This is a genomic window from Psychrobacillus sp. NPDC093200, from assembly GCF_050280345.1.
GTDB lineage: Bacteria > Bacillota > Bacilli > Bacillales_A > Planococcaceae > Psychrobacillus > Psychrobacillus faecigallinarum.
Genome location: NZ_JBNNVC010000008.1, coordinates 1 through 26,740, shown reverse-complemented (window position 1 = coordinate 26,740; position 26,740 = coordinate 1). Strand labels below are relative to the sequence as shown.

Sequence of the window (26,740 nt, the reverse complement as noted above, 5' to 3'; positions counted from 1 at the left end):
TTGTTGAGTAAATAAATAGAGTTGGTTTTGTGTAAAAACCAACTCTCTATTTTCAAACAGAAATATTACAATCTAATAATTTTATAATAAAAATTTCAAAGAGGAAAGTCTAATTACACTATTTGTGTAAATAGGTATAAAAAAATATGGATAAAAAGATTATTCTTTTTATCCATATCAAGTTAAAGAGTAGGTAATTCCGCTCTTTCCTCGGCTGAAAATACACGAGAATGAATATGAAATGCAAGACCTTCTGTGCTTTCAAGAGAAAAGGCGGCCCCCATGCCCTCGACGACATCTAATATTAGCTGTGTATATTGCCAATAAGTGTAGTGAGACTGGTGCATATAGTAGGGCGCATTTCCAACTGTACCAATTAGGAGGTCACGACTTCCGATATAGAAGTCTCCCTGCCTGTAGCACATTGGAGCAGAACCATCGCAGCAGCCAGCAGACTGTACGAACATAATTGCCCCATGCTTTGTCTCAAGCTCATTGATTAGCGTAAGAGCTTTTTCTGTTGCTACGATGCGTTCTACCATTCTTTCATCTCTTTTCTAACTTTTTAGAAGAAGCCCATTGCTGATTTGTTGTAGCTAACTAGCATACATTTAGTTTGTTGATAGTGTTCAAGCATCATTAAGTGGTTTTCACGACCGATACCAGATTGCTTGAATCCTCCGAATGCTGCATGAGCAGGGTATTGGTGGTAAGTGTTTGTCCAAACACGACCAGCTTGGATTGCACGACCAGCACGGTAAGCTGTGTCAATGTTACGAGACCAAACTCCAGCACCTAATCCGAACTCAGAATCATTCGCAATTTCCATTGCTTCGTCAAAGTCTTTGAATGTAGTAACAGAAAGTACTGGTCCAAAGATTTCTTCTTGGAAGATACGCATTTTGTTGTTCCCTTTGAAAACTGTTGGTGCAACATAGTAACCGCCTTCGTGGTCACCTTCAAGTTTATTTTGAGTTCCACCGATTAACAATTCTGCGCCTTCTTCTTTACCAATTTCAATGTAAGAAAGAATTTTTTGTAATTGTTGGTTGGAAGCTTGAGCGCCCATCATAGTTTCTGTATCTAATGGGTTACCAATTTTAATAGCTTTAATGCGTTCTAATGCACGTTCCATGAATTTTTCATAAATTGATTCTTGAACAAGTGCACGAGATGGACAAGTACAAATTTCACCAGAGTTAAGCGCGAATAATACCAAGCCCTCGATTGCTTTGTCTAAGAACTCATCATCTGCATCCATAACGTCTTCGAAGAACACGTTAGGTGACTTACCACCAAGCTCTAATGTTACAGGAATAATGTTTTCAGTTGCATATTGCATGATTAAGCGACCAACACCAGTTGAACCAGTGAACGCTACTTTTTGAATACGTGGGTTTGTAGCAAGTGGTTTCCCAACTTCTGCACCGAAACCGTTTACAACGTTTAAAACACCAGTTGGTAGGATATCTTGGATAAGCTCTATTAAGACCATTAATGAAGCAGGTGTTTGTTCAGCAGGCTTCATAACAATTGTATTACCTGCAGCTAAGGCTGGAGCGATTTTCCAAACAGCCATTAGTAGTGGGAAGTTCCAAGGAATAATTTGTCCTACAACCCCGATCGGTTCATGAAAATGATAAGCTACTGTATCGTTATCAATTTGACTAATACCGCCTTCTTGAGCACGGATAGCCCCTGCAAAGTAACGGAAATGATCTATAGCCAATGGAATATCAGCATTTAATGTTTCACGAACTGCTTTCCCATTATCCCAAGTTTCCGCAACAGCAATTTTTTCTAAGTTTTCTTCCATGCGGTCAGCAATTTTGTTTAAAATAATCGCACGGTAGGCTACAGATGTTGCAGCCCAAGCACCTTTAGCAGCATGAGCAGCATCTAATGCAAGCTCGATATCTGCTTCTGTAGAACGAGCGGCTTTAGTAAATACTTCACCTGTAAGTGGTGATACTACATCGAAGTATTCTCCGTTAACTGGAGCTACCCATTGTCCACCGATAAAATTATTGTAATGATCTTTAAAGTCAACTACTGCACCCGCAGTATTAGGATTTGCATAAATCATATTTATTGCCCCCAAAAATTATTATTTTTATCACTTAATGTTCAGACGTCTGACGCCTTGCAATAATCACATCATGCACCAGAAAAAAAAAGAAAGCAAGAAATAAATTCATTTTTTATTCACAATTAAAAATAAAAGTTTCTTTTTAAAATTGAAAATATACAATTGGTTAATATGTAATTATTTAACATTAGATAATTGATATATAACAATTTTATATATATTTAACTGGATTTTTGTGTTATGTATTATAACAGAATAATAAAATAATTCATGAATTTTTATGCATATATAATGAATCTTTATTCTAATTTTAATTAAGATTTAGATTAGCTTTCATAAGGGATATTTCTTTACTAAAATAAAAATATATTATTAAAAAAATCTTTTCAGTAAACTGTTTCTAAAAAGATAATATTTATGCTGATACGTTCTAGAATGGTCTGAAAATAGAACATATAAAAAGGCAAGAATGTTGCTTTAACAGCAGCATTCTTGCCTTTTCAATATATTTTTAATGATAGAGAGCTCAACAGACAGTCACCGAGGATTTATATACCTCTATATTTGATGGCCAACCCTTTTAAGAAATTTCTAGCAAATTTGTCGCCACATTCTTTATAGTTTCGGTGACCTTCTTTTCGTAGGATGGCACTTAACTCACTTTTCGTAATCGCTACTCTTGACTCTTCTAGAATATCAATCATATCCTCACTTGTTAATGCCAATGCTATTTTCACTTTCTTCATAAGCATGTTATTGACACTTTCACTATTTCCAGATGGGGATGGTGGGGCTACCTGTTGTCCTGGTTTTTGCTCCTGTGGTCCTCTTTTAAAAGTAATAAGACCATTTAAAAAGGAATCTAACATTTTATTGTTACATTTTAATTGGTTATCTTCTTCCTCAGGACTCTCATCATAGTCACTTTCAAAACTATCCTTGGATTTAGTTAACAGCTTCAAGACGTCTTCCTTGGAAATTTCTACGCCACCAAGTTTAAAGATTTCAACCATTTCTTTGTTTTTAATATCTAATGCATATCTCAATCGGATCAATATATCATTATTTTCCATTTATAATCCTCCTTTAGCATTTAAATGCTTCTAATGTTATGTAACAGCTTTCCTTCTACAGTGATAAACAGTATAGAGGAAAATCCGAGAATCACTCAGATTCCCGGATCCTTTTTACAATGAACCATTATTTTAACGTAAGCAAAGTAACTACTTCAATATGAGCTGTCTGTGGGAACATATCAACAGGCTGCATATATTCTACATGGTAAATTTTCGTCAGCTCCTGCAAGTCCTTTGCAAGAGTGGAAGGATTACATGAAGTATACACAAAACGTTTAGGTTTTATTTCTAGCACTGTTTTTAGAAGCTCCTGATCTAACCCAGTTCGAGGTGGATCTACTGTCAGTATGTCTGGTACAAATCCTTCGCTCTGCCATTGTTTCAACCATTTTTTTGCAGTTCCATGAACATACATCGTGTTTTGGTAGCCGTTACGTTTAGCATTTTTCTTAGCATCCTTAATAGACTCCTCAATAATGTCCATACCACGAACCTCTTTAGCATTTTTAGCAAGCCAAAGCCCAATTGTTCCGACACCACAATATGCGTCCACTACTGTTTCTTTACCAGTTAATCCGGAAGCTTTTTCAATCTCATCGTAAAGGTGCTCAGTTTGTTCAGGATTCAATTGGAAGAATGCACGAGCAGATAGGTCAAATGCCAATTCTCCAAGTTTTTCTTGAATGATTTCCTTACCAAATAAATTGAAGGTCGTATCACCAAACACTAAAGATGTTTTTCCAGGGTTAATGTTCTGGCTAATGGACACAATATTAGAATCAATTTTGCGAATCATTTGTACAAGGTCTTCTTTACGTGGCATTTTCTTTTGGGTAGTCACTAAAGTCACTTGGATTTGCCCAGTTTTCATTCCGGTACGCACAACAATAGTACGAACAAGTCCCTGAGGATTTTTATCGTCGTAAATTGGAATGTTAAGCTCTTTTAAGTACGCTTTTATTTCGTTTGTGATACGGGTAGTGGCAGGATGTTGTACCATACATTCGTTAATATCGATTAACTTGTTAGTACCTTCTGCATACAAACCGGCGATTACATCATTACCTAGCTGTCTTGTTTGAAATTGGCTTTTGTTTCGATATAACCAAGGGTTTTCCATCCCAAGCGTAGATCTGACCTCAATCGTTGGAGTTAGGTCTTTCATATATCGCTCAAGCGCTTGGATTACCATGTCTCTTTTTTCAATTAGCTCTCGCTCATAGGTCATATGCTGAAGTTGGCATCCTCCGCAAGCCTCGTAAACTGGACAAGGTGGTTTCACTCTGTCTGGAGAAGCCTGTCTGATTTTTTTTATCGTTGCTTCTGCGTATTTTGGAGTTACTATAGTTACTTGAGCAGTTACCACTTCTCCAGGAAGTGCTCCTTTAACAAATACTACATTGCGCTTAAAGAAGCCGACTCCTTCACCATTAATGCCTAGCCTCTTTATAGTAAGTGGGAACTCTTGTCCTACTTTTATAACTGTTTGTTCTTTCATATCCTTCACGTCCTTTATCAACCAATAAAACAGTATAACTTTTTTATATGGTCGGTTGCAAGTTAAAGGTGCCAGTTAATGATACTAACTGGCACCTAGTTGCATTAACATCTATTATAAAGGAATTTACTGTGGAAGAGAATAATCAGGTATATCTAGTTTGGATAAGTTAAGATCATTAATCCTACCAAATGTATAGCCTCTTTTTTTCGCTTCTTTAATAAAGGCCGGAAGCCCATCTGCATTGTCAGGAGACACGGTATGCATAAGGACGATTGCCCCTGGATGAATTTGTGTTATTAACTCGTTGTAAGCATATTGACCACCTTTTTTCTGATCTCGATGCCAATCAATAAAAGCGATTGACCAGAAAAAATGCTGATGACCAATTTCATTTGCTGCAGCTAATACATCTTCATCAAAAATTCCCTCGGGAGGTCTAGTGACAGTAGTTCTCTCTAAAGAAGTAAGCTCTTTTAGACGGTTATCAAATTTCTGTAGTTCTTTTTTTATTTCATCCTTTGACATTTTTGCAAGATTTGGATGCCCGTAAGAATGGTTACCTATTTGATGTCCTTCTTCAATCATACGTTTTACGAGTGGGGTGGCACTCTCTAGATAATGGCCTGTTAAAAAGAAGGTGGCACTAATATTTTCTGCTTTTAATGTATCTAAAATACTAGCGGTATAGCCGTTCTCATAACCATTATCAAAGGTGAGGTATATAATCTTCTTGTCAGCAGGGCCTTTATAAATTGCCCCGTGTTTTTCTAACAATGCATCTAGTTCTGCTCCGGCCTCAGGTGGAACTTCATCTCGAGCTTTTTTAAATCCCCAATGTATCTCCTTCGCTTCTGCCGTAAATGGCTCATAGGAAAAGCCGAGGCTTATGATAAAGGTTGCTATTATAATTCCTATTAAGTGCTGCTTCCACATAATTATTTGCTCCTTTTCTAATGAATGTTTGCACAAAAAAGCGCAATCTCTTTAAAAATAGATTGCACTTGGGAATGGGATTTATTCATTTTTACCAGTTGGTTAGTTTTACTACAATGCAAGTGGACTTCCTATTTATATATATCATTTAAGGCACTTTCTAGATCAGGGAAGTAGAAGGCGAATCCAGCTGCTATCAATACTTCAGGAAGTACTTTTTGACCCTCTAAGACAAGTTGGCTTTTTTCGCCAAGTGCAAATTTTAAAGCAAATGCTGGAACCGGAAAATAATGCGGTCTTTTTAATACGGTCGCCAGTGTTTTACTAAATTCATTCATCTTTTTAGGATCGGGGGCAACTACATTAAAAGGTCCGCCTATATTGTTCTCAATTGCAAATAAAAGTGCATTAGCGACATCCTGAACATGAATCCAGGACATCCAATTGTCTCCTTTTCCTATAGGACCGCCAACAAACATTTTGTAGGGTAGTGCCATTAACGGAAGCGCTCCTTCTGTTCTGCCTAATATAATTCCAAATCTCCCAAAAGCTACTTGGACTCCATATTCCTCAGCGGAGGAAGCCTTTTGCTCCCAATCAGCTACTGTTTTAGCTAAGAAGTCATGTCCTTTCTCAGTAGAACGTTCGTTATATATTCTCTCGTTAGAAGTGGGGTAAATTCCTATAGCGCTTGCATTGATTAATACTTTTGGTTTTTGCCCTAATACTCCTATAATACGAATTATTTCGTTGGTGGCTTGCATTCTGCTATCATAGATTTTTTCTTTTTGCTTTTCTGACCAACGTCCGTTATTAATCGATTCTCCAGCTAAGTTTACTATTGCATCAATACCCTCCAAATATTCCTCAGGTCTAGTATCATTTGAAAGCCAGTTAATGTATGTGACGTTACCTTGTTGATGCGAGCGTGACCTCGATAAAATAATAACTTCATGTCCTTTATGTTCCAACAGCCTCGTCAAAGCTCTTCCTACAAAACCAGTTCCGCCAGTTATTGCTACTTTCATCTAAATCAGCCTCCTCTTTACACTATAGTAACAGTTCAATCATTTATCACACACGAATTTATACGTTATACTTAAAGTAAGTGGAATGGAGAGATTATCGTATGCCGATTATTACAAAAATAGGACGTCAAAAAAAGAATAATGAACGGTATAATTTATATTTGGATGAAAAGTATGCCTTTAGTGTAGACGAGGCAGTCTTGATAAAATATCAACTGACTAAAGGAAAAGTCATTGAGGCTTTCACTTTAGATGAAATTGTTTTTGATGATGAAGTGCGAAAGGCTTATAATAAAGCCATCAATTATTTAAGCTTTCGGATGAGAAGTGAGCATGAGGTAAAGCAAAAGCTATTACAAAGTGAGTTCGGCGAGGCTGTCGTGTTAGAAGCTATTCGTAAATTGTATGAGCACGGATTTCTAAATGATGAAAGTTTTACAAAGGCTTTAGTTGAGACTCAAAAAAATAGTAGCAAGAAAGGCCCTGCTGCTATTCGTCAGGAACTGAAGAAAAAAGGGATAGAAAAGGAACTTCAGGAGGAAGTGCTTGCTACATACTCGGAAGAGGAACAGGTTTCTATTGCCAAAAAGCTAACTGAAAAAATTATCAATCAAAACCAAAATAAAACCCCTCGGCAAATCAAACAAAAGGTGCAGGAAAACCTTCAAAGAAAAGGTTATAACTTTAGCATCATTTCTCAAGCAATTGATTCCTTTGAGCTAGAAAAGAAAGATGAAGAATGGCTAGACATAATTGCAACTCAAGGAGAGAAAATCTGGAGGAAGTATTCTTCCAAATATAGTGGCTTTGATCTGAAACAGCGTGTGAAGCAGGCACTTTACCTAAAAGGATTTCCTGCTGAGCATATAGACTTGTATATAGAAAAGAAGGAGTTGGAAGCACTAGATGAACAATAAAAAATATAGTCAGATGTCGGAGCAGGAGCTTCGAACTGAAATTGCTAACTTAAAAGAAAAGGCAAGAAAGGCAGAGCAATTAGGCATCGTTAATGAGTATGCAGTATATGAACGAAAAGCAATGATGGCTCAATCTTTCCTTACTGATGTCAATTCGATTAAACCAGGAGAAATGTATAGAATTAGTGGTGACCCAGGGATGTTCTTTCAAGTAGAATATTTAAAAGGTAAATTTGCTTGGGGATATCGTTTAGGTGGAGATAAGTACGAGGAAGCATTACCAATTTCTATACTAGAGCCATTAGAGGAAGGAAAATAATATGGAAACTAAAATAAATGAGTTAACAAATTTATTACTAGAGAAAAATGATAAGCTGTCCTTTGAAAAGGCAAGGGCTTGGATAGAATTACTATGGTCTGATTTTGAATCATCCTATGCGCGTGCAGGTTATGAATACAAAGGTGCAGCGGTGACAGAAATGGTCATTAAAAAGTGGATAGATGGCTACGGCGGACAATTGCATGAGTTTGCAACCACGAATGAAAAATACAAGCATTTACTGGATACAGATTAAACGCTAGGAATATGATTCCTAGCGTCTCTGTTTTAATGAGGTAAAAAGTCTAATTTTTTTCTTAGCTTATCTTCACTGAATATCCAGCCTGTGTATGAGTTGATAATCTCCAAGTCTTCATTCAAGTGCACAACTGCCACAAAAGGATAATAATCGTTACTTCTATAACGTAAATCGATAAGACGTACTTCGTGAATATGTTCGAACTTTGTTATTTCCCATCTGTAAATAGGCGAAAACGAAGTGAAGGCACTTAGGTTTGTATCTTTAAGCGCTGCCTCTACTAAAGGAGAATCAGGAATTTCCTCTCGTTCAAACTTATCATAAATTGTAATGGAACGTCCGTATGCTCTACCTACATAATGATGGGTCTCTGAGCTAGCTGCAATTCTCCATTGAAAAAATTTTATAGTGGGAGCAACAATAATTTCTGTTGTATCTGGAATCGTTTTCTTTACACTATTTTTAACAGCACTTTGCACCGCAAAGCGTAAAATGTAATAAATAGCGATTATAGCGTACATTGTTAGGAATGTAGGTACTGGATTAAATCCAAACATCCATAATAATAGGCCTAGTACATGAATGCCAAATATGATTGGATCGAATGTATTTATGACTCCCAATGCCACCCATTTTTTAGAGAAGGGGCGCAATGCCTGAGTTCCATATGAATTAAAAATATCAACAAAGACATGAAGAAACACTGCTAAAAACGTCCAAAGCCAAAGATGAAGCCAATTTGCTTCAGGGATAATTAACCACAATACACCAGATATTAGTAACGGCCATAAAAGAACGGCTGGAATAGAGTGGGTAATACCACGATGATGGCGTATGTAGATTGCATTATTTCTTAATTTTAGAACAGTATCTATATCAGGGGCTTGAGATCCGATTATAGTTCCTGCAATTACTGCAGTAGTAGTTAGAGAACTACTTGTAACGACGGGATCTGCCATTGCCAAACCACCAAGTGCAATACCCATAACGATATGTGTACCTGTATCCATGTGTGACCAGCTCCTTTAGGAAACAAGTTATCTTAATCATAAGATAAAGTAGATAAATTAACAAAGTAATTATTAAAGTTATACCCTATTATTACACACCATAATCGCAGGGAAAGGAATCTAAATGTGAACGAATTATATAATAAGCAAATTGGTGAGTCACTAGTATCCTGGTTTTTAGAGGAAAAACGAGATTTGCCTTGGAGAAAAACAAAAGATCCATACAAAATTTGGGTCTCCGAAGTAATGCTACAGCAAACAAAGGTTGATACAGTTATCCCTTATTATGAGAGATTTATCTCTAAATATCCCTCTCTGGAATCACTTGCAGAAGCGGAAGAGGGAGAACTATTAAAAGAGTGGGAAGGCTTGGGCTATTATTCAAGAGCCCGTAACCTGCAAGCAGGAGTAAGGGAAGTTGTAGAAGAATATAATAGCGTCGTACCGAACAACCGAAAGGAAATATCAAAGCTAAAGGGCGTTGGACCTTATACGGCTGGAGCAGTGTTAAGCATTGCATATGATATTCCGGAGCATGCAGTTGATGGAAATGTAATGAGAGTACTCTCTCGAATTTTATTGATAAAAGAGGACATTGCTAAACAAAAGACGAAAAAGATATTTGAAGAAGCTGTTATGAACTTGATGTTTAAGGATAACCCTTCAGCATTTAACCAAGGTTTAATGGAACTTGGGGCTATTATATGCACTCCTACAAAGCCCAAATGTTTACTTTGTCCAGTGCGAGAATATTGTTCGGCTTTTTATGAGGGAGTTCAAGAGGAACTGCCAATAAAAACAATAAATAAAAAGACAAAATTACATAAAATGAAGGCAGTAGTGATTCAACGAAATGATGGTAAAATTTTGTTAGAGAAGCGTCCCTCTAAAGGATTGCTTGCAAATATGTGGCAATTCCCTATGGTTGAGCTGCCAACTTCCACCCATACAGTTGAGGAAGTGGTAGAGCTTGACTATGGAGTGGAAATTCAAAAAGGAAAAGAATTGATAGCATTTAAGCATATTTTTTCTCATCTTGTTTGGGAAATCGAAAGCTTCGAAGCAAAGCTTATGAACGAAAAAAAAATATCATTGAATAGCCAATGGTATTCTATAGAAGAAGTTAACAATCAACCAATGCCTATTCCCGTATTAAAAATGTGGAATGCATGGAAGGAAAGGAAGAGTATCACATGACAAATCCGGTAGCATTAGTAACAGGTAGCAGCAGAGGTTTAGGAAAATCAATTGCCATCGAGCTTGCGAAAAATGGCTATGATATTGTGGTCAATTATGCGCGCAGTAAAACAGCTGCATTAGAAACTGTTCAAGAAATTGAAGCTTTAGGTCAAAAAGCTTTGCTTATTCGTGCAAACGTAGGAGATATAGAGAAGCTTCGTGCGATGTTCCAAACAATCAAAGATGAGTTCGGTCGTTTAGATATTTTCGTTAGTAATGCTGCTTCTGGCGTTCTTCGACCAATAATGGAATTAGAGGAATCCCATTGGGACTGGACGATGAATATTAATGCAAAAGCAATGCTTTTCGGAGCACAGGAAGCTGCGAAGCTTATGCCGAATGGCGGTAAAATTTTAGGTATTAGCTCATTAGGATCTATTAGATATTTAGAAAACTATACAACAGTAGGTGTATCTAAAGCTGCTATTGAGTCTATCACTCGATATTTGGCAGTAGAGCTGGCTGAAAAAGGAATTGCAGTTAATACAGTTTCCGGTGGAGCATTAGATACTGATGCTTTAAAGCATTTCCCAAACAGAGAGCAATTATTAGAGGATGCTCGATTGAACACTCCGGCAGGTCGAATGGTTGAAATTGAAGACATGGTAAAAACAGCAATGTTCCTGCTATCCGACGACGCATCAATGATCCGTGGACAAACTATTATAGTGGACGGTGGACGTTCGATTAAAATGTAATTGTTAGTATGTGGTCATTAATTTGGACCGCATAGAGAGGAAATCAATTACTTTCTTCCAGTTCGCCGCAGTAAAAAATTCAATTTAACATTTTTAAATTTCAAATGAATATTATCTCCAAAAGTGCACATGATATATTTTGTACGGAGGTGAAATCCATGAAAAAGAATAACAGTCAACAACCAAACAAAAGACAAGAGTTTGCTTCAGAAACTGTAATTCAACAAGTTAAAGAGCAAAACCGTCAAGCTGAAATGAAAAAACAACAAGCTAGCGGGAAGTTTTCGAACGGTTCTTCTAACCAATCAAAATAACATGGATTCACCAAAAATCAGCGAGGGCATTTTGCCTTCGCTGATTTTTTTACTACAGTTTTTTCCTATGGATTGCTATAATAGGGAAATAAGTATAATATTCAATTTTGCGCTTGGTGAAAAGGTGGCTAAATCATGGCGATTCCAACAGAAGGAGAAATTATTCAAATTCACAGCTACAAGCATAATGGCCGTATCCACCGTGTCTGGCAGGAAACGATGGTTTTAAAAGGCACCAAGAATATTGTGATAGGTGCAAACGAACGTACTCTTGTAATAGAGGCAGATGGCCGAACATGGATTACAAGAGAGCCTTCCATTTGTTACTTTCATGCAGAGCATTGGTTTAACATTATTTGTATGCTTCGAGAAGACGGCGTATATTACTACATCAACATTAGTTCGCCATTTGTCTACAACAATCAAAGGTTAAAATATATTGATTATGATCTAGATGTGAAGGTCTTTCCAGACATGACCTACACTATTTTAGATGAGGATGAATACGAACAGCATAAAAGAGACATGAATTATCCAGATGAGATGGATGCTATTCTTGAGCGAAATATAGAAAAACTAATTTCTTGGATTAAGCAAAGAAGAGGGCCTTTTGCTCCCGACTTTATAGAGGCATGGACAAGTCGTTATCATTTTTATAAACAGCTGAATGAATAGTTGAAGAACCTGTTGACTTTACAACAGGTTCTTCCGTTTTAAGAAAGGAAGTAATTTTGTGAGTACCATGAAAAGATATATGGAATTTGTAAAACCTTATAATTGGCAAATATTCCTGACAATTGTTATTGGGGTTATTAAATTTGCAATTCCACTATTTATACCTGTATTGATTAAGATTGTCGTTGATGATATTATTGGCGGCGATATGTCAACGGATGAGAAAATCCAACAACTGATTTATTGGCTTGGTGGTACCGCATTGGTATTCTTAATCGTTCGTCCACCAATCGAGTATTATCGACAATATTTGGCACAATTAGTCAGCAATAAAATTTTGTATGATATACGTCAAAAGCTATATATACATCTTCAAAAACTCAGCTTAAAATACTATTCCAACACACGTGCAGGAGAAGTTATTTCTCGCGTTATTAATGATGTAGAACAAACAAAAAACTTTGTGATGATTGGCTTGATGAATGTCTGGCTTGATCTAGCTACCATTCTAATAGCTATTGGCATTATGTTGACAATGAATGTCAAGCTGACATTAGTTACCTTAATAGCATTTCCGTTCTACGCATTCAGTGTTAAATTCTTTTTTGGTAGACTTCGTGATTTAACAAGAAAGAGATCCCAGGCTCTTGCAGGAGTACAAAGCTATCTTCATGAACGTGTCCAAGGGATGAGTATTATTAAAACCTTTACACTAGAAAAACATGAACAAAAATTATTCAATGAGACGAACGGAGAATTTCTAGATAAAGCAGTGGATCAGACGATATGGAACGCAAAAGCATTTGCTGTAGTTAATACTATTACGGATATTGCTCCACTATTAGTAATTGCTTACGCTGGATATGAGGCTATTCATGGAAGATTATCTGTAGGAACGATGGCTGCGTTCATAGCTTACATTGAGCGCCTTTATAGTCCCTTAAGACGATTAGTTAATTCTTCAACAACATTAACACAATCCTTTGCTTCTATGGATCGAGTATTTGAGTTGATGGATGAGAAATATGATATTGTCGATAAACCTGAAGCTAAAAAGTTAGGCAATACATATGGGGAAGTAACCTTTTCCAATGTTTCCTTCCAATATGAAAAAGACGGTCAAACTATCCTTAATAATATAAACCTTAGAGTAAATGCTGGTGAAACAGTTGCATTTGTCGGGATGAGTGGTGGGGGTAAGTCCACTATTATTAGCCTGATTCCCCGATTTTATGATGTGACATCAGGTAGCGTACAAATCGATGGAAAAGATGTTCGCGACGTGACGATTGAATCGCTTAGACAACAAATAGGAATTGTCCTACAGGATAATATTTTGTTTAGTGACTCCGTAAAATCGAATATCTTAATGGGTAAACCAAATGCAAGTGATGAAGAAGTAATAGAGGCGGCAAAAGCTGCTAATGCACATGACTTCATTATGGAACTGCCTGATGGATACGAAACAAAGGTTGGAGAGCGTGGAGTTAAGCTTTCAGGAGGTCAAAAGCAACGTGTCGCAATTGCACGTGTATTTTTAAAAAATCCAACGATATTGGTTCTAGATGAGGCGACTTCAGCATTAGATTTAGAGAGCGAATCTTTAATTCAAGATTCTTTAGAGCGTTTGGCACAAAATCGAACAACAATTATCGTAGCACACAGACTTTCCACAATAACGCACGCAGATAAAATATTTGTTATAGAAAATGGAGAATTAGCAGAGGTAGGTTCTCATGCTAAACTCATGAAGGACAAAGGGGTATATTATAACTTATTTCAAATACAACAATTAGATACTGTGGACTAACAAACACACCCAATAAGGCGATTTTGTTCTTATGGGGTGTTTTTTTATACTATTTTTATGGATTATTGAATATAAGGAAGGTTTTAAATAGTCCGAAAAGTATTGCATAAAATGCTAAAATGTGTAAAATATCAATATGAACAAATATAATGAAAATTTTAAATAGTCTTGTAAAAAAGGAGGGTTATCATGGAACAAGGAAAAAAAGTATTAGAAGTGAAAGGTCTTCAAACTTCCTTTTTTACAGATGATGGTGTTATTCCATCTGTTGATTATGTAGATTTCCATGTTAGAGAAGGGGAAATCTTAGGCATTGTAGGCGAATCAGGCTGTGGTAAAAGTGTTACCTCACTATCAATTATGGGTCTAATTCCTAGTCCCCCTGGAAAAATAACAAATGGAGAAATCTTATTTAAAGGCAAGGATTTAACTACTTTCTCTGAAAAAGAGATGAGAAAAGTAAGAGGAAATGAGATTGCTATGATATTCCAGGAGCCGATGACCTCTTTAAATCCTTTATTTACAATTGGGAATCAGCTTATGGAAGCTATAACCCTACATAAAAAAGGATGGAGTAAAAAACAAGCTAAGGACAGAGCGGTTGAGATGCTCAAGCTTGTTGGTCTTCCTAGAGCAGAAGCACTTATGAAGGACTACCCTCACCAACTTTCAGGTGGTATGCGTCAAAGGGTTATGATTGCAATGGCGCTTGTATGTGATCCAGAGGTGTTGATAGCTGATGAACCGACTACAGCATTAGATGTTACGATCCAAGCACAAATCCTAAAGCTAATGCGAGATCTGAATAAAAGACTAAATACAGCTGTACTTCTTATCACTCATGATCTTGGTGTAGTGGCCGAGACCTGTGAACGTGTAGTGGTCATGTATGCAGGAAAAGTAGTAGAAGAAGGACTAGTTGACACTATTTTTAAAAACCCTCAGCATCCATATACAAAGGGGCTACTTGCATCAGTGCCTGACATGAGATACAAAAAGCAACGACTATATTCTATTCCTGGTAATGTGCCAAAGCCAGGAGTTATAAAGCAGGGCTGTCGATTCGCTGCAAGATGTGAATTTGCATTCGAACGCTGTCTGCAGGAAAATCCTCCTCTTTTTGAAACATCGGAGGGACATAAAACAAGATGTTTCTTGTATGACTCTAAGGAGGTTGCAGATTATGACAGAGCCGCTGTTAAAAGTTGACGGACTGAAAAAATATTTTCCTATTCGTTCGGGTGTTTTGTCAAAAAAAGTGGGTTATGTGAAAGCAGTAGATGACATATCTTTCTTTGTGAATGAGGGAGAAACGTTAGGGATTGTTGGAGAATCAGGCTGCGGTAAATCTACTACAGGCCGTATGCTTATGAGATTGCTAGAGCCAACAGAAGGAAATGTGATGTTTGAAGGAAAGGATTTAACGAAGATTTCAGACTCGGCCATGCGCAAGGTTAGACGAGATATTCAAATGGTGTTCCAGGATCCTTATGCTTCTCTAAATCCTCGTCATACAGTGGAGAAGATTTTAATGGAGCCGCTTATAGTTCATCAAATCGGAGATCCTAAAACTCGCAGACAAAAGGTTCATGACTTTTTAGAAATTGTAGGATTGAGCAGCTATCACGCAAAACGATATCCTCACCAGTTCAGTGGTGGACAAAGACAGCGTATTGGAATCGCTAGAGCACTTATGACCAATCCAAAGCTGATTATAGCGGATGAGCCCGTTTCTGCACTCGATGTATCCATTCAAGCTCAAGTTTTAAATCTTATGCAGGATTTGCAAAAGGAGTTAAAACTTACCTATATATTTATCGCCCACGATTTAGGAGTGGTCCGTCACATTAGCGACCGAGTAGGGGTTATGTATTTAGGTAGAATGGTTGAACTTGCACCTAGTGAGAATTTGTATGCAGAGCCGCTGCACCCTTATACAAAAGCACTTCTCTCTGCTGTGCCAGTACCTGATCCACAATTTCAAAGGGAGCAAATTATATTAGAAGGAGATATTCCAAGCCCTTCTAACCCTCCTACAGGCTGTACATTCCATACACGTTGTCCTTTTAAAATGGACGTTTGTACAACCGTTAAACCGAAGCTAGAGGAAGTTAAGAACAGTCATTTTGTTGCCTGCCATCTTTATAATGAGGCAGTCCAGCATTGATAATATAAATTTGGAGGGGTCCATGTGAGAAAAAAGAAATTATTGTCTTTTATGTTTTTAATGATATTTGCCGCTTTTACAATCGTTGCTTGTTCAAGTGATGAAACCGGAGGAGATAAAAAAGGAGAATCCTCCTCATCATCAGGGGATAAAGTATTAGTGTTTGGTCGAGGGGGAGACTCTGTTTCTCTAGATCCTGCTATAGTAACTGACGGTGAATCATTTAAAGTTACACAAAATGTATTTGAAACACTATTAAATTTTGGTGAAGAAGATACTACTATCCAAGCAGGCCTTGCCAAAGAATGGGTAACATCTGATGACGGTTTAACTTATACATTTACTTTAGAAGAAGGAGTTAAATTTCACGACGGTACAGATTTTAATGCTGAGGCTGTTGTGAAAAACTTTGAACGCTGGGCTAATGGCTCAGAGGAAAAATTCTATTACTATGGCTCTATGTTTGGAGGATATGCAGGCGATGAAGGACATGTAATTGAGTCAGTTACTGCTGATGGTGATTACTCAGTAGTATTTAAACTTAAACGTCCACAAGCTCCTTTCTTAAAAAATATTGCTATGAGTCCATTCGGAATAGCAAGTCCAACGGCATTTGAAAAAGATGAAGAGAAATTTGGAGATAATCCAGTAGGAACAGGTCCATTCAAATTCGTAGAATGGAAACGAAATGATTCCATTACAATTGAAAAATATGAAGATTACTGGGTAGATGGTATGCCTAAGCTTGATAAAGTTGTATTCCGTGCTATTCCGGATAACGCAGCACGCTTAAACAACCTACTAGCTGGAGACATTGATTTGGCTGATGGGGTAAATCCGTCTGATCGTAAAACAGTTGAGGGTGATTCTACTCTACAACTGTATGAGCGCCCGTCCATGAACGTAGGTTACTTAGGTCTAACGAATACTAGACCGCCTTTTGACAACGTAAAAGTACGCCAAGCAATGAATTATGCTATCGATAAGCAAGCAATTGTAGATGCTTTCTTTGAGGGCGGAGCTGAAATCGCTAAAAACCCTATGCCTTCTTCTATTAGTGGCTACAATAACGATATTCCTGGTTACGAATATGATCCAGAAAAAGCAAAGGAACTTTTAGCAGAAGCTGGATTAGCAGATGGCTTTGATATGGAGCTATGGGCTATGCCGGTTCCAAGACCTTATATGCCTGACGGAGCAAAGGTTGCAGAAGCAATTAAAAATAACTTAGAAAAAGTAGGCATCAATGCAAAAATCGTTTCTTATGAATGGGCAACATATTTAGAAAAAGCTCGTTTAGGAGAAGCTGATGCTTTCTTACTTGGATGGACTGGTGATAACGGGGATGCGGATAATTTCCTTTATGTATTGCTAGACAAAGATAATATCGAAAGTAATAACTACACGTACTATAGCAATGACCAATTACACGAAATTCTAATCGAAGCACAATCAGAGGTAGACGAAAACAAACGTATTGAATTATATAAACAAGCTCAAGAAATAATATTTGAAGATGCACCATGGGTTCCACTTGCTCACTCAACACCATTACTTGCTGGTAAAGCAGAATTGACAGGCTTCACACCACATCCAACTGGCTCAGACAAATTAGGAAACGTTGACTTTAAGTAAAGACTGATGGGGGAGGGAGTCTTCTTGATTCCTTCCTCTTTTAAAGGATAAGAAGTATTTTAATTGTCAGGTCAAAGAGAGAAGCTTGTATTTCATATTTTAAGATGAAGAGGGTGAAAAAACATGCTTCACTATATTGGAAAGAGGCTGTTGCAGCTTATACCAGTATTGCTTGGTATGACTTTTTTAGTTTTTATGATTATTCGTGCTATCCCAGGTGATCCAGCACAGGTTATTCTGGGACAATTAGCTTCTAAGGATGCTATTGAATCACTAAGAGAAAGCCTAGGCTTAAATAATCCTTGGTATGTGCAATATTTTGATTATTTATTTGGTCTTCTTCAAGGTGATCTTGGTGAGTCGATGCGAACTGTTAAGCCAGTAGCTTCTGAAATATGGCCGTATCTTGCTGCCACGTTTGAGCTAGCGTTCTTTGCAATTCTAATAGCAGTTATTATAGGGGTAAACGCGGGAATTATATCTGCATGGTTCCAGAACTCTTGGTTCGATTACTTAGCAATGGTACTAGCTTTAATAGGTGTTTCGATGCCAATATTTTGGTTGGGGTTAATGGAGCAATGGATTTTTGCCGTAGAATTACACTGGCTTCCAACAGGTGGGAGGCAGGAAGCAAGAGACCCAGTTTCAGCAGTCACCAACTTATATGTAATTGATACTATTATTAATGGCCGTTTTGATCAGCTTGGTGTTGTTCTCAAGCATTTGTTATTACCTAGTATTGCCTTGGCTACTATTCCAATGGCTATTATTGCTCGAATGACTAGATCTAGTATGCTAGAGGTTATGAGAGCGGATTATGTACGAACAGCAAGAGCTAAAGGCCAAAAAATGTTTTGGGTAGTATATAAGCATTCTTTGAAAAATGCCATCATTCCAGTCTTAACAGTAATCGGTCTTCAAATGGGCTTACTTTTAGGAGGAGCTATATTGACAGAAACCATCTTTGGATGGCCGGGAATTGGTCGCTATATTTACGATGCCATTCAGTTCCGTGATTACCCTGTTATTCAATCTGGAATATTAGTAGTTGCTTTTATATTCGTTATGATCAATTTATTCGTTGATATTTTATATGGATTAATTGATCCACGCATCAAGTATGACTAAAAGGAGAGATGATGATGACCCAAATGGTTCCAAAAGCACCGGATAATTTATTGGCTACCGAAAAGGACATATCAGCTGGTCCTTGGAAAGAAGCGTGGAGAGGTTTCCGGAAAAACAAGGTGGCGCTTGTCGGCACTTTTATCGTATTTTTCTTTATAGTAGTCGCACTAATAGGACCTTTTCTGGTCCCACAGGGTATTGATGAACAATCCATGACGAAACATCGACTTTTAGCACCATCTAGTCAGTTTTGGTTTGGCACGGATGATTTTGGCAGAGATATATTCTCTCGAATTGTGCATGGGGCTAGAATTTCTCTATGGGTAGGTTTTTCCTCAGTAATCGGCTCTGTCATTATAGGAAGTATATTGGGAATAGTAGCCGGCTACTACGGGAAATGGGTTGACATGATTATCTCCCGTATCTTTGATATTCTACTGGCTTTTCCTAGCATTCTTCTAGCGATTGCAGTAGTTTCTGTGTTAGGTCCATCTTTGCAAAATGCTTTGATTGCGATTGCAATTATCAACATTCCTAACTTCGGGCGACTCATCAGATCAAAAGTGTTAAGTATTAAAGAAGAGGAATACATAACCTCTGCTAAGGCAATTGGTATGAAGGATTTTCGTATCCTTTTCTCGCATATTTTACCTAACTCTATGGCACCTGTTATTGTGGCTGGAACCTTGGCCATTGCTTCTGCAATTATAGAGGCTGCCGCACTAGGTTTCTTAGGCTTGGGAGCACAGGCGCCAACACCCGAGTGGGGCAAAATGCTAGCGGATGCACGAAACCACCTCCGAACAGCACCGTGGACAATGATTTTCCCAGGACTTGCTATCATGTTAACAGTCCTTGGTTTTAACCTTATGGGTGATGGCTTAAGGGATGCATTGGATCCAAGAATGAAAAACTAAAAAACACGTATCTCCTAATGGCACTCATTGCCAAATGGAGATACGTGTTTTTTAGTTTTAATAAGGAGTTTCCTCAATCTGTACAGTTAATTCCTTACTGTGGAAGTTCTGATAAGCAGTTATGAGCTTATCCACATGCTCTAGCTGTTCTTCATATTTTAAAATAGAAGAAAGTAAATGCAGGAGATGGTACGTAGAGAACTCCTCCTCTATTTGGGTTAAGGCTATTTGTTGGACGAATATATTCATAACCTCTTGTCTTTGAATAAATGCCTCTGGACCGTGCCATTCCATATGATCTGCTTTAAGCTTGCCAATAAATTTCAAATGGAGCTGCTCATGATAAGTCAAAAGTGAATCTAATCTTTCTGTTATCATCATTCTAAAATGCTCTGGAAGGTCATTTAATTCATTTTCATGGAGATGCAATCTTTTTAATACTTCTAAGCTATTGTATGAAATCTCGATGAGCTCGCGATAAACGACTGCTTTTCTACCTTTTGAATGTGTTGCTTTTTTTGTATATACTCTTTCTTCCTTAAAAAAGGAGTATATTTGATCGATTCGTTCTAATCTACCTTTTAGCTGACTTATTGCCTGCTTACTAGACTGGTGATCGGCCGCGTTTCTGGAAGCGATTCTAATCCATCTTATAATTTCATCCTGTGTGTAATGAATAGAGTTAAAAAGCTTTGTCTCAAATTTAGGTGGAAGAAATACTAGATTTACGACAAAGGCTGAAATTACCCCAACGAGAATGGTACAAAATCGAATCAGTGCAAAGGTTAAAAATTCATCGCTTTGTATCTCCATAATGGCTATCACAGTAACTAATGCTAACGAAACAGTTTTTTCTAGCTTAAATTTGAGCATGATGGAAATGGCGACAATTGCAGCAAAGCCAACAGCAATAATATGATTGCCAAAAACTAATGCAAAAATGACTGCAATAGCTGCTCCAATTAGGTTAGATTGTATTTGTTCAATAACGGTTAAGTAGGATCTATAGATAGATGGTTGTATCGCAAAAATTGCTGCTATTCCTGCAAAGACAGGACTAGGAAGCTGAAGTAGTTCAGCTATAAACAAGGAAAATACTATAGCAACTCCAGTTTTAAATATGCGTGCGCCTAATTTCATTCCATCCTATCCTTTCGTTAACCTTATTACTTTGATTTATTTAGTTGAGCAAAAGCATTGTCTACAGCATTAATTGTCTCTACTATATCATTTTCTGTGTGAGCTGTAGTAATAAACCAAGCTTCGTATTTAGAAGGTGCAAGATTGATACCCTGCTCAAGCATAAGCTTGAAGAATTTAGCGAACATCTCACCATCACTAGCTTCTGCCTGTTCGTAGTTTTCAACCTTTACATCGGTAAAATAAACGGAAAGTGCACCTTTTATGCGATTGATTGTAATTGTAATATTATTTTTCTTAGCTGCATCTAAAATTCCTTTCTCTAACAATGCACCTAATCTATCTAGCTCTTCATATAAACCGGGAGCCTGAAGAACCTCTAAACAAGCAATTCCTGCTTGCATTGACGCAGGATTACCAGCCATTGTTCCAGCCTGATAAGCAGGTCCAAGTGGTGCTACCTGCTCCATAATTTCTTTCTTACCGCCATATGCACCAATCGGAAGTCCTCCGCCAATAATCTTACCCAATGCAGTTAAGTCCGGTATTTGGCCAAGCATAGTAGATGCAGCTCCATAATGGAAGCGGAATGCTGTAATTACTTCATCATAGATAACAAGAGCTCCCTTTTCTTTTGCAATTTCGTGAACTAGCGCTAAAAATCCTTCATTAGGCTCCACCATTCCAAAATTACCTACAATAGGTTCCACTAAAATACAGGCTAATTCAGAACCCCACTTTTCCATAGCATCCTTGTATGCCTGAGGATCATTGAATGGAATCGTTATAACTTCTTTTGCGATAGATTGAGGTACTCCGGCAGAATCGGGAGTTCCAAGAGTTGCTGGGCCTGAGCCTGCTGCAACTAAAACTAAATCAGAGTGCCCGTGATAGCAGCCAGCAAATTTCATTACTTTTGTTCTTCCTGTATAGGCACGTGCAACTCGTATTGTAGTCATTACTGCTTCCGTCCCTGAGTTAACAAAGCGCACTTTATCCATTGAAGGTATAGCATCTTTTAGCATTTTAGCGAATGTAACCTCATGCTTTGTTGGGGTACCATATAATAAGCCTGTTTGGGCCGCCTTTGTAATAGCTTCTGTAATATGCGGGTGAGCGTGTCCGGTAATAATAGGACCGTAGGCTGCTAAGTAATCGATATACTTGTTTCCATCTACATCATAGAAGTATGCACCTTCTGCTCTTTCCATGACAATAGGTGCTCCGCCTCCAACTGCTTTATAGGAGCGGGAAGGGCTGTTTACTCCTCCAACGATATGTTCTAATGCATGTACCTGTATTTGTTCAGATTGTGTATGTTTCAATGTTCTACCTCCATTATTGAATGTATGTAAGATGAAAATTATAACTTGTCTTTCCTAAAACTTCTAGTCATAGTGGTTACTTTTAATATTTTAGACAAATAAGAGGAAAAAGACTAAAGAAATTGAACATACTTATAAAGTTCGTTACGATATAACTAATATTAGAGGAGGGATTTTGATGGAACAATTAGAAGGAATGGCCGCACCTAAATTTTCATTAAAAAATGAAAAGGGTGAAGTCGTATCATTGGAAGACTTTGCTGGAAAGCAGTATGTCATTTTGTACTTTTACCCTAAAGACTCCACACCGGGCTGCACGACGGAAGCATGTGAGTTTAGAGACGCCTATGAAGATTTTTCTGATTTAAATGCAGTCATTCTTGGAGTAAGTGCAGATGGTGAGAAGGCACATACAAAATTTATAGAAAAGCATGGACTACCTTTTTCTTTATTGATCGATGATAATCATGAAGTTTCAGAGGCATACGGAGTATGGGCATTGAAGAAAAACTTTGGGAAAGAATATATGGGAATTGAACGTACAACCTTTTTGATTGATCCAACTGGGACAGTGGTGAAGGAGTGGAGAAAGGTTAAAGTAAAAGATCACGTAGAAGAAGTGCTACATACATTAAAATCCTTAGTAAAAGCTGGTGAATAAATAGATGAAAATATTATTTTCCTTTTTACCGAAGGAGGAGCAGCGATTAAGCTTGATCAATCGCTTTCCCCAAGTAGATTTTATCTTCCATAAGGGCTTAAATGAGAATGAACTTAAAACAGCTAGTGTTTTTGTGACGTATGGGGAGGACCTTAAATCTTCACATATAGAAGGTGCTAAAAAACTGAAATGGGTTATGGTTGCCTCAGCAGGTTTAGAAAAAATGCCTTTACAAGAAATAGCCCAAAGGAACATACTTCTCACAAATGTGAGAGGTATTCATAAAACACCTATGGCCGAATCCATTTTGGCTCATATACTTTCTATTAAAAAGTCCCTGCCTCTCATAGCTGAAAATCAGAAAAAGGCAGAATGGTCGAAAAGAGTTCCCTCATCGGAGCTTTATGGATCAACAGCATTAATAATAGGGCCGGGGGCAATTGGTGGAGAAGTAGGAAGACTGTTACAAGCATTTGGAGTACACACAATTGGTTGCAATCGTAGTGGAAAAACAGCATCTTATATGGATGAGATGGTATCATTCAAGTCATTAAAAGAGGTATTACCAAAAGCTGATATAGTAATCTCCATACTTCCTAGCACTGAAGAAACGAGAAGACTGTTAACATACGAGCACTTCAAATCTATGAAAGAGAGTGCTATTTTTATGAATTACGGACGTGGGGACTTATTGAAAGAGCAGGATTTGAAACAAGCCTTGGAGGATAATTGTATAGCCTATGCTGTATTAGACGTTTTTGCAAAGGAACCACTTGAAAGTGATCATCCGTTTTGGAGTATGCCAAATGTAATCATCTCCCCACATATCTCTAGTCACTCCTCTCAATATGTGGTGAGAGCACTTGAAATTTTCTCTAGAAATTTAACTATCTACTTAAATGAAGAAAGCAATTTTGAAAATGTTATAGACGTTTCACGAGGATACTAAAGTGTATTAATACTATGTTAATAGTCGAAAAATTTGACAGCGATAGTATTTCTTCTTTATACTTATTATAAACTTATCATTTAATAATGATTATAAAGAGAGGTGCATAGCGATGACGGAAGTACATTTAAGAGACGCTTTGGATACATTGAAATCAACCGGTGTACGTATAACGCCTCAACGCCATGCGATTCTGGAATTTATTATTCAATCTATGTCACATCCCACTGCGGACGATATATATAAAGCGCTTGAAAGTAAATTTCCCAGCATGAGCGTTGCTACTGTCTATAACAACTTACGTGTGTTTAGAGAAGCGGGCTTAGTAAAGGAATTAACATATGGCGATAATTCAAGTCGTTTTGATTTCATCACAAATGACCACTACCATATGATTTGTAATTCTTGCGGTAAAATAGTTGACTTCCATTATCCAGGATTAGATGAAGTAGAGCATCTTGCCTCTCATTTGACCGGTTTTGATGTTAGTTCTCACCGAATGGAGATTTACGGTTCGTGTCCTACATGTAAGGAACAAGCAACTAAAGTCCAATAAAAAACCGAGCGTATATTCGCTCGGTTTTTATTTTGTCTAAATTTTAAAGCGGCCAATAAGTTGTTCTAAATCCACTGCTTTTTCTGTTAAGTCCTGCGCCACTGTGTTGATTTCCTGCATGGTTGCTGTCTGTTCCTCTACAGCAGCAGAGATCATTTCGGTCTGGGAGGATGCTTCTATCGTATGGCTGGCAATTTCAGCTACTGATGCTGCAACTTCTTCAGCACTTGCTGAGATTTGCTCAGATGTAGCTGAAATATCTTCTATCTGGTAGGTAACTTGCTCATTCTTAAAAATATACAAAACAATACAATAAAATGAAAAATAATTGATACGTAATTAAACGTGGGAATAGTACAAGGTCGATGACTGCCTAAACAAATGGAGAAATTAGTTCTCAAAGCCACCTAGACTTTTTTATTTTACCTAAATAGGAAAGGTACGCAGAGTAAATGGGGAAAATTATTTTGATTTACAATACATAGTAAGAAATCGTCGATATCCATTCCAATTGATTAGTGTTGGCTAATTTAAAAAGTGAGGAGTTTCTATATCTTCTAAGAAACAGAGGTGCTGGTTATCATGATGATGCTAATAATGCGATGCTTGCAATGTGGAGAGTAGAGAAAGAAGACTTCGTTTCATTTCACTCTATATGAGTATACTATGTTAATATAAAAAAGCACTTTGCTTAAAAGCAAAGTGCAGGGATTATTTTTTTCTATTGTAGCTAATATCAAATTCTTCTCCTTCAAGAGTAGGATCCAATGTAAGTGGTTCTTTGCAATACATACACATATCTACTCGTCCTAAAACTTTCGTGTGTTTTCCACAATTGGGGCATACTACTTGAACAGCTTTAGTAGATAATAAACCTATCCATCCATATACAGCTGTACTTCCAATAATAGAAAGTAACCCAAGTGTCATAAATATTGTTACTAAGATAGCGTTCTCTCTAAAGAAGATAGCCCCGTACATGATAATAAAGCCAAAGAATATTAGACCAAGAGCAAAGGAACGAATTCGATTTATTTTGTTTTTATAGGGTTTCATTTTTTAGCCTCCTAATTATACCTACACTATAACATATTTTTTTATAAAGGAATGTTATTAAAGTTTAAAGAGGAAATATCAAATTATTGTCGAAGAATAATACATAAGTTAATAAAGGAGGCTTTCACATTGGAAGCGTTGTTAAGACCTATCTATCAAGAAAGAGCCAGTGATTCAAATACATTAGGCATAATATTAATAGAAAAAATAGAAGAAGTCAGTCCTATTACTGATACCTTTGATTCCATATTGTTCATTATAACTAAAGATTCTCCTATTCCGGTTTTTACTAAGCATTATACGTATAACGACAAAAAGGCAGCATTGCATATTATTACGGAGAAACAAATTAGAAAATGGTTTATAGTAGGAGCCAATCCTAAGTTAGTGGGCTGGATGATCAATGGGAGAGTAATATTTGATCGAAATGAATATGTAGAAAACCTTAAAAAGGAATTACAGGATTTCCCGGTAAACGGCCGAAATGTAAGAATGGGAATAGAATTTGCAAAGCTTAGTAGAAGCTATATGCAAGCTAAAGTATTCTTTGAGCAATTAAATTATCTAGATGCTTATAATCATATTGTAAACTCACTGCATCATCTAGCTAGATTAGCTATTATTGAAAAGGGGATGCACCCGGAGGTTATGGTGTGGAAGCAAGTAAAGCAATTAGATCCTTCTATATATAAATTGTACGATGAGTTAGTGTCGAGTGGAGAAACATTAGAGAAAAGATTAGAACTTTTATTTTTAGCAAGTGACTTCTTGATTCATTCAAGAACAAAGGATGGGGCACGACATATAATCGAAGTACTTTCTTCTAAAGAGTATTGGACGATACAAGAGATTCATGAACAAGAGGAATTAAAAAACTATTCCGTTGACCTTGAAGTATTTATAGAATTCTTGGTCGATAAAGGATTAATTCTAATAGAAAAACAACCTACTAAAAGCAGCCATATTCTGCATAGATACTACAAAGTTAAAGAGTAAAAAAAGGTCAACAAAAAACGAAATAAAAAAATGCTCGTTTTTTGTTGACATATACATTAAATATGCGGTATTATAATAAGCGTCGTCAAAAACGAATTAAAAAACAGCAGAAAATTAATAAAAAAAGTTTTTTGAAAAACTTCTTGACTAGCCAGTTGAATGGTGATAAATTAGAGAAGTCGCAAAAAACGACAACGCAAAAATGAACATTGAAAACTGAACATGCAAAACGTTAAGACATATAGCTTCAAACAACTTCGGTTGTATTGACGCAAAACAATTTTTGACATCATTTAATGATGATGCCAGCAAAACAAAATGAGCTTTTTAAGTTCTCTATTA

General features: G+C 37.1%; 29 protein-coding genes. 18 read left to right on the top strand and 11 right to left on the bottom strand.

Annotated elements, in window-relative coordinates; genetic code table 11:
* Positions 1 to 182: 182 nt before the first annotated feature.
* The 6 genes from ACQKNZ_RS19265 to ACQKNZ_RS19240 form a co-directional block, all read right to left on the bottom strand.
* On the bottom strand, positions 183 to 542 hold the full coding sequence (locus ACQKNZ_RS19265; RefSeq protein WP_427661328.1) for a DUF779 domain-containing protein: 360 nt from the start codon (positions 540 to 542) through the stop codon (positions 183 to 185).
* A gap of 23 nt (positions 543 to 565) precedes the next feature.
* Positions 566 to 2,086: an acetaldehyde dehydrogenase ExaC gene (exaC, locus tag ACQKNZ_RS19260; protein WP_144541414.1), complete on the bottom strand. Its 1,521-nt coding sequence runs from the start codon at positions 2,084 to 2,086 to the stop codon at positions 566 to 568.
* 551 nt (positions 2,087 to 2,637) lie between these two features.
* Entirely contained in the window at positions 2,638 to 3,162 is a 525-nt protein-coding gene (locus ACQKNZ_RS19255; RefSeq protein ID WP_144541416.1) for a DUF1456 family protein, read from the bottom strand.
* 127 nt (positions 3,163 to 3,289) lie between these two features.
* Positions 3,290 to 4,663 (bottom strand): 23S rRNA (uracil(1939)-C(5))-methyltransferase RlmD, encoded by a 1,374-nt coding sequence (rlmD, locus tag ACQKNZ_RS19250; RefSeq protein WP_144541418.1) that lies wholly within the window; start codon positions 4,661 to 4,663, stop codon positions 3,290 to 3,292.
* Positions 4,664 to 4,789: 126 nt separating this feature from the next.
* Complete coding sequence (locus tag ACQKNZ_RS19245; protein ID WP_427661325.1) at positions 4,790 to 5,599, bottom strand: polysaccharide deacetylase family protein; 810 nt, start codon at positions 5,597 to 5,599, stop codon at positions 4,790 to 4,792.
* 131 nt (positions 5,600 to 5,730) lie between these two features.
* Positions 5,731 to 6,627, bottom strand: coding sequence for a TIGR01777 family oxidoreductase (locus tag ACQKNZ_RS19240; RefSeq protein WP_427661323.1), 897 nt, complete (start codon positions 6,625 to 6,627; stop codon positions 5,731 to 5,733).
* Between the two features lie 101 nt (positions 6,628 to 6,728).
* Between ACQKNZ_RS19240 and recX the strand changes: the two genes are divergently transcribed.
* Genes recX through ACQKNZ_RS19225 form a run of 3 tightly spaced genes read left to right on the top strand, consistent with a single transcriptional unit; the run spans position 6,729 to position 8,119 of the window.
* Complete coding sequence (gene recX, locus ACQKNZ_RS19235) at positions 6,729 to 7,544, top strand: recombination regulator RecX (RefSeq protein WP_144541424.1); 816 nt, start codon at positions 6,729 to 6,731, stop codon at positions 7,542 to 7,544.
* Complete coding sequence (locus ACQKNZ_RS19230; protein WP_144541426.1) at positions 7,534 to 7,863, top strand: YfhH family protein; 330 nt, start codon at positions 7,534 to 7,536, stop codon at positions 7,861 to 7,863. The genes recX and ACQKNZ_RS19230 overlap by 11 nt, the downstream gene beginning before the upstream one ends.
* 1 nt (position 7,864) lies before the next feature.
* The gene (locus ACQKNZ_RS19225; protein WP_144541428.1) at positions 7,865 to 8,119 is read left to right on the top strand and encodes a YfhJ family protein; all 255 of its coding nucleotides are present in this window, start codon (positions 7,865 to 7,867) and stop codon (positions 8,117 to 8,119) included.
* A gap of 32 nt (positions 8,120 to 8,151) precedes the next feature.
* Here the strand turns inward: ACQKNZ_RS19225 and ACQKNZ_RS19220 are convergent, their stop codons facing one another.
* Positions 8,152 to 9,132 (bottom strand): metal-dependent hydrolase, encoded by a 981-nt coding sequence (locus ACQKNZ_RS19220; RefSeq protein ID WP_144541430.1) that lies wholly within the window; start codon positions 9,130 to 9,132, stop codon positions 8,152 to 8,154.
* Positions 9,133 to 9,258: 126 nt separating this feature from the next.
* On the opposite strand from ACQKNZ_RS19220, the gene mutY reads away from it, so the two are divergent.
* The 10 genes from mutY (at position 9,259) to ACQKNZ_RS19170 (ending at position 19,715) form a co-directional block, all read left to right on the top strand.
* A complete protein-coding gene (mutY, locus tag ACQKNZ_RS19215; RefSeq protein ID WP_151112935.1) occupies positions 9,259 to 10,329 on the top strand; it encodes an A/G-specific adenine glycosylase in 1,071 nt (356 codons plus the stop codon).
* Positions 10,326 to 11,069, top strand: coding sequence for an enoyl-[acyl-carrier-protein] reductase FabL (gene fabL, locus ACQKNZ_RS19210; protein ID WP_144541434.1), 744 nt, complete (start codon positions 10,326 to 10,328; stop codon positions 11,067 to 11,069). Before mutY ends, fabL begins: the two co-directional genes overlap by 4 nt.
* A 104-nt stretch (positions 11,070 to 11,173) precedes the next feature.
* Positions 11,174 to 11,383 (top strand): gamma-type small acid-soluble spore protein, encoded by a 210-nt coding sequence (locus tag ACQKNZ_RS19205; protein ID WP_225216174.1) that lies wholly within the window; start codon positions 11,174 to 11,176, stop codon positions 11,381 to 11,383.
* Between the two features lie 135 nt (positions 11,384 to 11,518).
* Positions 11,519 to 12,058: a nucleoside tri-diphosphate phosphatase gene (gene ntdP, locus ACQKNZ_RS19200; protein WP_427661319.1), complete on the top strand. Its 540-nt coding sequence runs from the start codon at positions 11,519 to 11,521 to the stop codon at positions 12,056 to 12,058.
* 79 nt (positions 12,059 to 12,137) lie between these two features.
* Positions 12,138 to 13,868 (top strand): ABC transporter ATP-binding protein, encoded by a 1,731-nt coding sequence (locus ACQKNZ_RS19195; protein WP_427661317.1) that lies wholly within the window; start codon positions 12,138 to 12,140, stop codon positions 13,866 to 13,868.
* 189 nt (positions 13,869 to 14,057) lie between these two features.
* Positions 14,058 to 15,077: an ABC transporter ATP-binding protein gene (locus ACQKNZ_RS19190; protein ID WP_151112939.1), complete on the top strand. Its 1,020-nt coding sequence runs from the start codon at positions 14,058 to 14,060 to the stop codon at positions 15,075 to 15,077.
* Positions 15,052 to 16,035, top strand: a complete 984-nt coding sequence (locus ACQKNZ_RS19185) for an ABC transporter ATP-binding protein (RefSeq protein ID WP_151112941.1) — start codon at positions 15,052 to 15,054, stop codon at positions 16,033 to 16,035. The genes ACQKNZ_RS19190 and ACQKNZ_RS19185 overlap by 26 nt, the downstream gene beginning before the upstream one ends.
* Positions 16,036 to 16,059: 24 nt before the next feature.
* Positions 16,060 to 17,670: an ABC transporter substrate-binding protein gene (locus ACQKNZ_RS19180; RefSeq protein WP_144541447.1), complete on the top strand. Its 1,611-nt coding sequence runs from the start codon at positions 16,060 to 16,062 to the stop codon at positions 17,668 to 17,670.
* 123 nt (positions 17,671 to 17,793) lie between these two features.
* The gene (locus tag ACQKNZ_RS19175; protein ID WP_144541449.1) at positions 17,794 to 18,798 is read left to right on the top strand and encodes an ABC transporter permease; all 1,005 of its coding nucleotides are present in this window, start codon (positions 17,794 to 17,796) and stop codon (positions 18,796 to 18,798) included.
* Between the two features lie 23 nt (positions 18,799 to 18,821).
* Entirely contained in the window at positions 18,822 to 19,715 is an 894-nt protein-coding gene (locus ACQKNZ_RS19170) for an ABC transporter permease (protein WP_225216176.1), read from the top strand.
* Between the two features lie 57 nt (positions 19,716 to 19,772).
* Here the strand turns inward: ACQKNZ_RS19170 and ACQKNZ_RS19165 are convergent, their stop codons facing one another.
* Together ACQKNZ_RS19165 and ACQKNZ_RS19160 are read right to left on the bottom strand one after the other, a co-directional pair.
* Entirely contained in the window at positions 19,773 to 20,855 is a 1,083-nt protein-coding gene (locus ACQKNZ_RS19165) for an FUSC family protein (protein ID WP_144541452.1), read from the bottom strand.
* Between the two features lie 26 nt (positions 20,856 to 20,881).
* Positions 20,882 to 22,180 (bottom strand): glutamate-1-semialdehyde 2,1-aminomutase, encoded by a 1,299-nt coding sequence (locus ACQKNZ_RS19160; protein ID WP_154310031.1) that lies wholly within the window; start codon positions 22,178 to 22,180, stop codon positions 20,882 to 20,884.
* A 178-nt stretch (positions 22,181 to 22,358) separates the two neighbouring features.
* On the opposite strand from ACQKNZ_RS19160, the gene bcp reads away from it, so the two are divergent.
* The 3 genes from bcp to perR all read left to right on the top strand — a co-directional run bounded on the left by bcp (position 22,359) and on the right by perR (position 24,346).
* Complete coding sequence (bcp, locus tag ACQKNZ_RS19155) at positions 22,359 to 22,841, top strand: thioredoxin-dependent thiol peroxidase (protein WP_427661313.1); 483 nt, start codon at positions 22,359 to 22,361, stop codon at positions 22,839 to 22,841.
* Between the two features lie 4 nt (positions 22,842 to 22,845).
* Positions 22,846 to 23,790 (top strand): D-2-hydroxyacid dehydrogenase, encoded by a 945-nt coding sequence (locus tag ACQKNZ_RS19150; RefSeq protein WP_427661311.1) that lies wholly within the window; start codon positions 22,846 to 22,848, stop codon positions 23,788 to 23,790.
* 112 nt (positions 23,791 to 23,902) lie between these two features.
* Complete coding sequence (perR, locus tag ACQKNZ_RS19145; protein WP_151112951.1) at positions 23,903 to 24,346, top strand: peroxide-responsive transcriptional repressor PerR; 444 nt, start codon at positions 23,903 to 23,905, stop codon at positions 24,344 to 24,346.
* Between the two features lie 36 nt (positions 24,347 to 24,382).
* Here perR and ACQKNZ_RS19140 read toward each other — a convergent pair whose 3' ends face one another.
* Positions 24,383 to 24,649: a hypothetical protein gene (locus tag ACQKNZ_RS19140; protein ID WP_427661309.1), complete on the bottom strand. Its 267-nt coding sequence runs from the start codon at positions 24,647 to 24,649 to the stop codon at positions 24,383 to 24,385.
* Positions 24,650 to 24,867: 218 nt separating this feature from the next.
* Between ACQKNZ_RS19140 and ACQKNZ_RS19135 the strand changes: the two genes are divergently transcribed.
* Positions 24,868 to 25,005, top strand: coding sequence for a hypothetical protein (locus tag ACQKNZ_RS19135; protein ID WP_427661307.1), 138 nt, complete (start codon positions 24,868 to 24,870; stop codon positions 25,003 to 25,005).
* Positions 25,006 to 25,057: 52 nt separating this feature from the next.
* On the opposite strand, the gene ACQKNZ_RS19130 is transcribed toward ACQKNZ_RS19135, so the two are convergent.
* Positions 25,058 to 25,402 carry a YgzB family protein gene (locus ACQKNZ_RS19130; RefSeq protein ID WP_144541464.1) on the bottom strand — a complete coding sequence of 115 codons (345 nt, stop codon included), beginning with the start codon at positions 25,400 to 25,402 and terminating at the stop codon, positions 25,058 to 25,060.
* 129 nt (positions 25,403 to 25,531) lie between these two features.
* Between ACQKNZ_RS19130 and ACQKNZ_RS19125 the strand changes: the two genes are divergently transcribed.
* Positions 25,532 to 26,398, top strand: coding sequence for a nucleotidyltransferase-like protein (locus tag ACQKNZ_RS19125; RefSeq protein ID WP_144541466.1), 867 nt, complete (start codon positions 25,532 to 25,534; stop codon positions 26,396 to 26,398).
* Positions 26,399 to 26,740 lie beyond the last annotated feature (342 nt).

Excerpts from the sequence above, each read along its gene's own strand:
- ACQKNZ_RS19175 (WP_144541449.1), top strand. The coding sequence starts at position 17,794 with ATGCTTCACTATATTGGAAAGAGGCTGTTGCAGCTTATACCAGTATTG.
- ACQKNZ_RS19170 (WP_225216176.1), top strand. The coding sequence starts at position 18,822 with ATGGTTCCAAAAGCACCGGATAATTTATTGGCTACCGAAAAGGACATA.
- ACQKNZ_RS19185 (WP_151112941.1), top strand. The coding sequence starts at position 15,052 with ATGACAGAGCCGCTGTTAAAAGTTGACGGACTGAAAAAATATTTTCCT.
- ACQKNZ_RS19265 (WP_427661328.1), bottom strand. The coding sequence starts at position 542 with ATGGTAGAACGCATCGTAGCAACAGAAAAAGCTCTTACGCTAATCAAT.
- ACQKNZ_RS19150 (WP_427661311.1), top strand. The coding sequence starts at position 22,846 with ATGAAAATATTATTTTCCTTTTTACCGAAGGAGGAGCAGCGATTAAGC.
- ACQKNZ_RS19230 (WP_144541426.1), top strand. The coding sequence starts at position 7,534 with ATGAACAATAAAAAATATAGTCAGATGTCGGAGCAGGAGCTTCGAACT.
- ACQKNZ_RS19190 (WP_151112939.1), top strand. The coding sequence starts at position 14,058 with ATGGAACAAGGAAAAAAAGTATTAGAAGTGAAAGGTCTTCAAACTTCC.
- ACQKNZ_RS19205 (WP_225216174.1), top strand. The coding sequence starts at position 11,174 with ATGAATATTATCTCCAAAAGTGCACATGATATATTTTGTACGGAGGTG.
- ACQKNZ_RS19195 (WP_427661317.1), top strand. The coding sequence starts at position 12,138 with ATGGAATTTGTAAAACCTTATAATTGGCAAATATTCCTGACAATTGTT.
- ACQKNZ_RS19220 (WP_144541430.1), bottom strand. The coding sequence starts at position 9,132 with ATGGATACAGGTACACATATCGTTATGGGTATTGCACTTGGTGGTTTG.
- exaC (WP_144541414.1), bottom strand. The coding sequence starts at position 2,086 with ATGATTTATGCAAATCCTAATACTGCGGGTGCAGTAGTTGACTTTAAA.
- ACQKNZ_RS19165 (WP_144541452.1), bottom strand. The coding sequence starts at position 20,855 with ATGAAATTAGGCGCACGCATATTTAAAACTGGAGTTGCTATAGTATTT.
- ACQKNZ_RS19255 (WP_144541416.1), bottom strand. The coding sequence starts at position 3,162 with ATGGAAAATAATGATATATTGATCCGATTGAGATATGCATTAGATATT.
- perR (WP_151112951.1), top strand. The coding sequence starts at position 23,903 with ATGACGGAAGTACATTTAAGAGACGCTTTGGATACATTGAAATCAACC.
- ACQKNZ_RS19130 (WP_144541464.1), bottom strand. The coding sequence starts at position 25,402 with ATGAAACCCTATAAAAACAAAATAAATCGAATTCGTTCCTTTGCTCTT.
- fabL (WP_144541434.1), top strand. The coding sequence starts at position 10,326 with ATGACAAATCCGGTAGCATTAGTAACAGGTAGCAGCAGAGGTTTAGGA.
- ACQKNZ_RS19245 (WP_427661325.1), bottom strand. The coding sequence starts at position 5,599 with ATGTGGAAGCAGCACTTAATAGGAATTATAATAGCAACCTTTATCATA.
- rlmD (WP_144541418.1), bottom strand. The coding sequence starts at position 4,663 with ATGAAAGAACAAACAGTTATAAAAGTAGGACAAGAGTTCCCACTTACT.
- ACQKNZ_RS19225 (WP_144541428.1), top strand. The coding sequence starts at position 7,865 with ATGGAAACTAAAATAAATGAGTTAACAAATTTATTACTAGAGAAAAAT.
- recX (WP_144541424.1), top strand. The coding sequence starts at position 6,729 with ATGCCGATTATTACAAAAATAGGACGTCAAAAAAAGAATAATGAACGG.
- ACQKNZ_RS19240 (WP_427661323.1), bottom strand. The coding sequence starts at position 6,627 with ATGAAAGTAGCAATAACTGGCGGAACTGGTTTTGTAGGAAGAGCTTTG.
- bcp (WP_427661313.1), top strand. The coding sequence starts at position 22,359 with ATGGAACAATTAGAAGGAATGGCCGCACCTAAATTTTCATTAAAAAAT.
- ntdP (WP_427661319.1), top strand. The coding sequence starts at position 11,519 with ATGGCGATTCCAACAGAAGGAGAAATTATTCAAATTCACAGCTACAAG.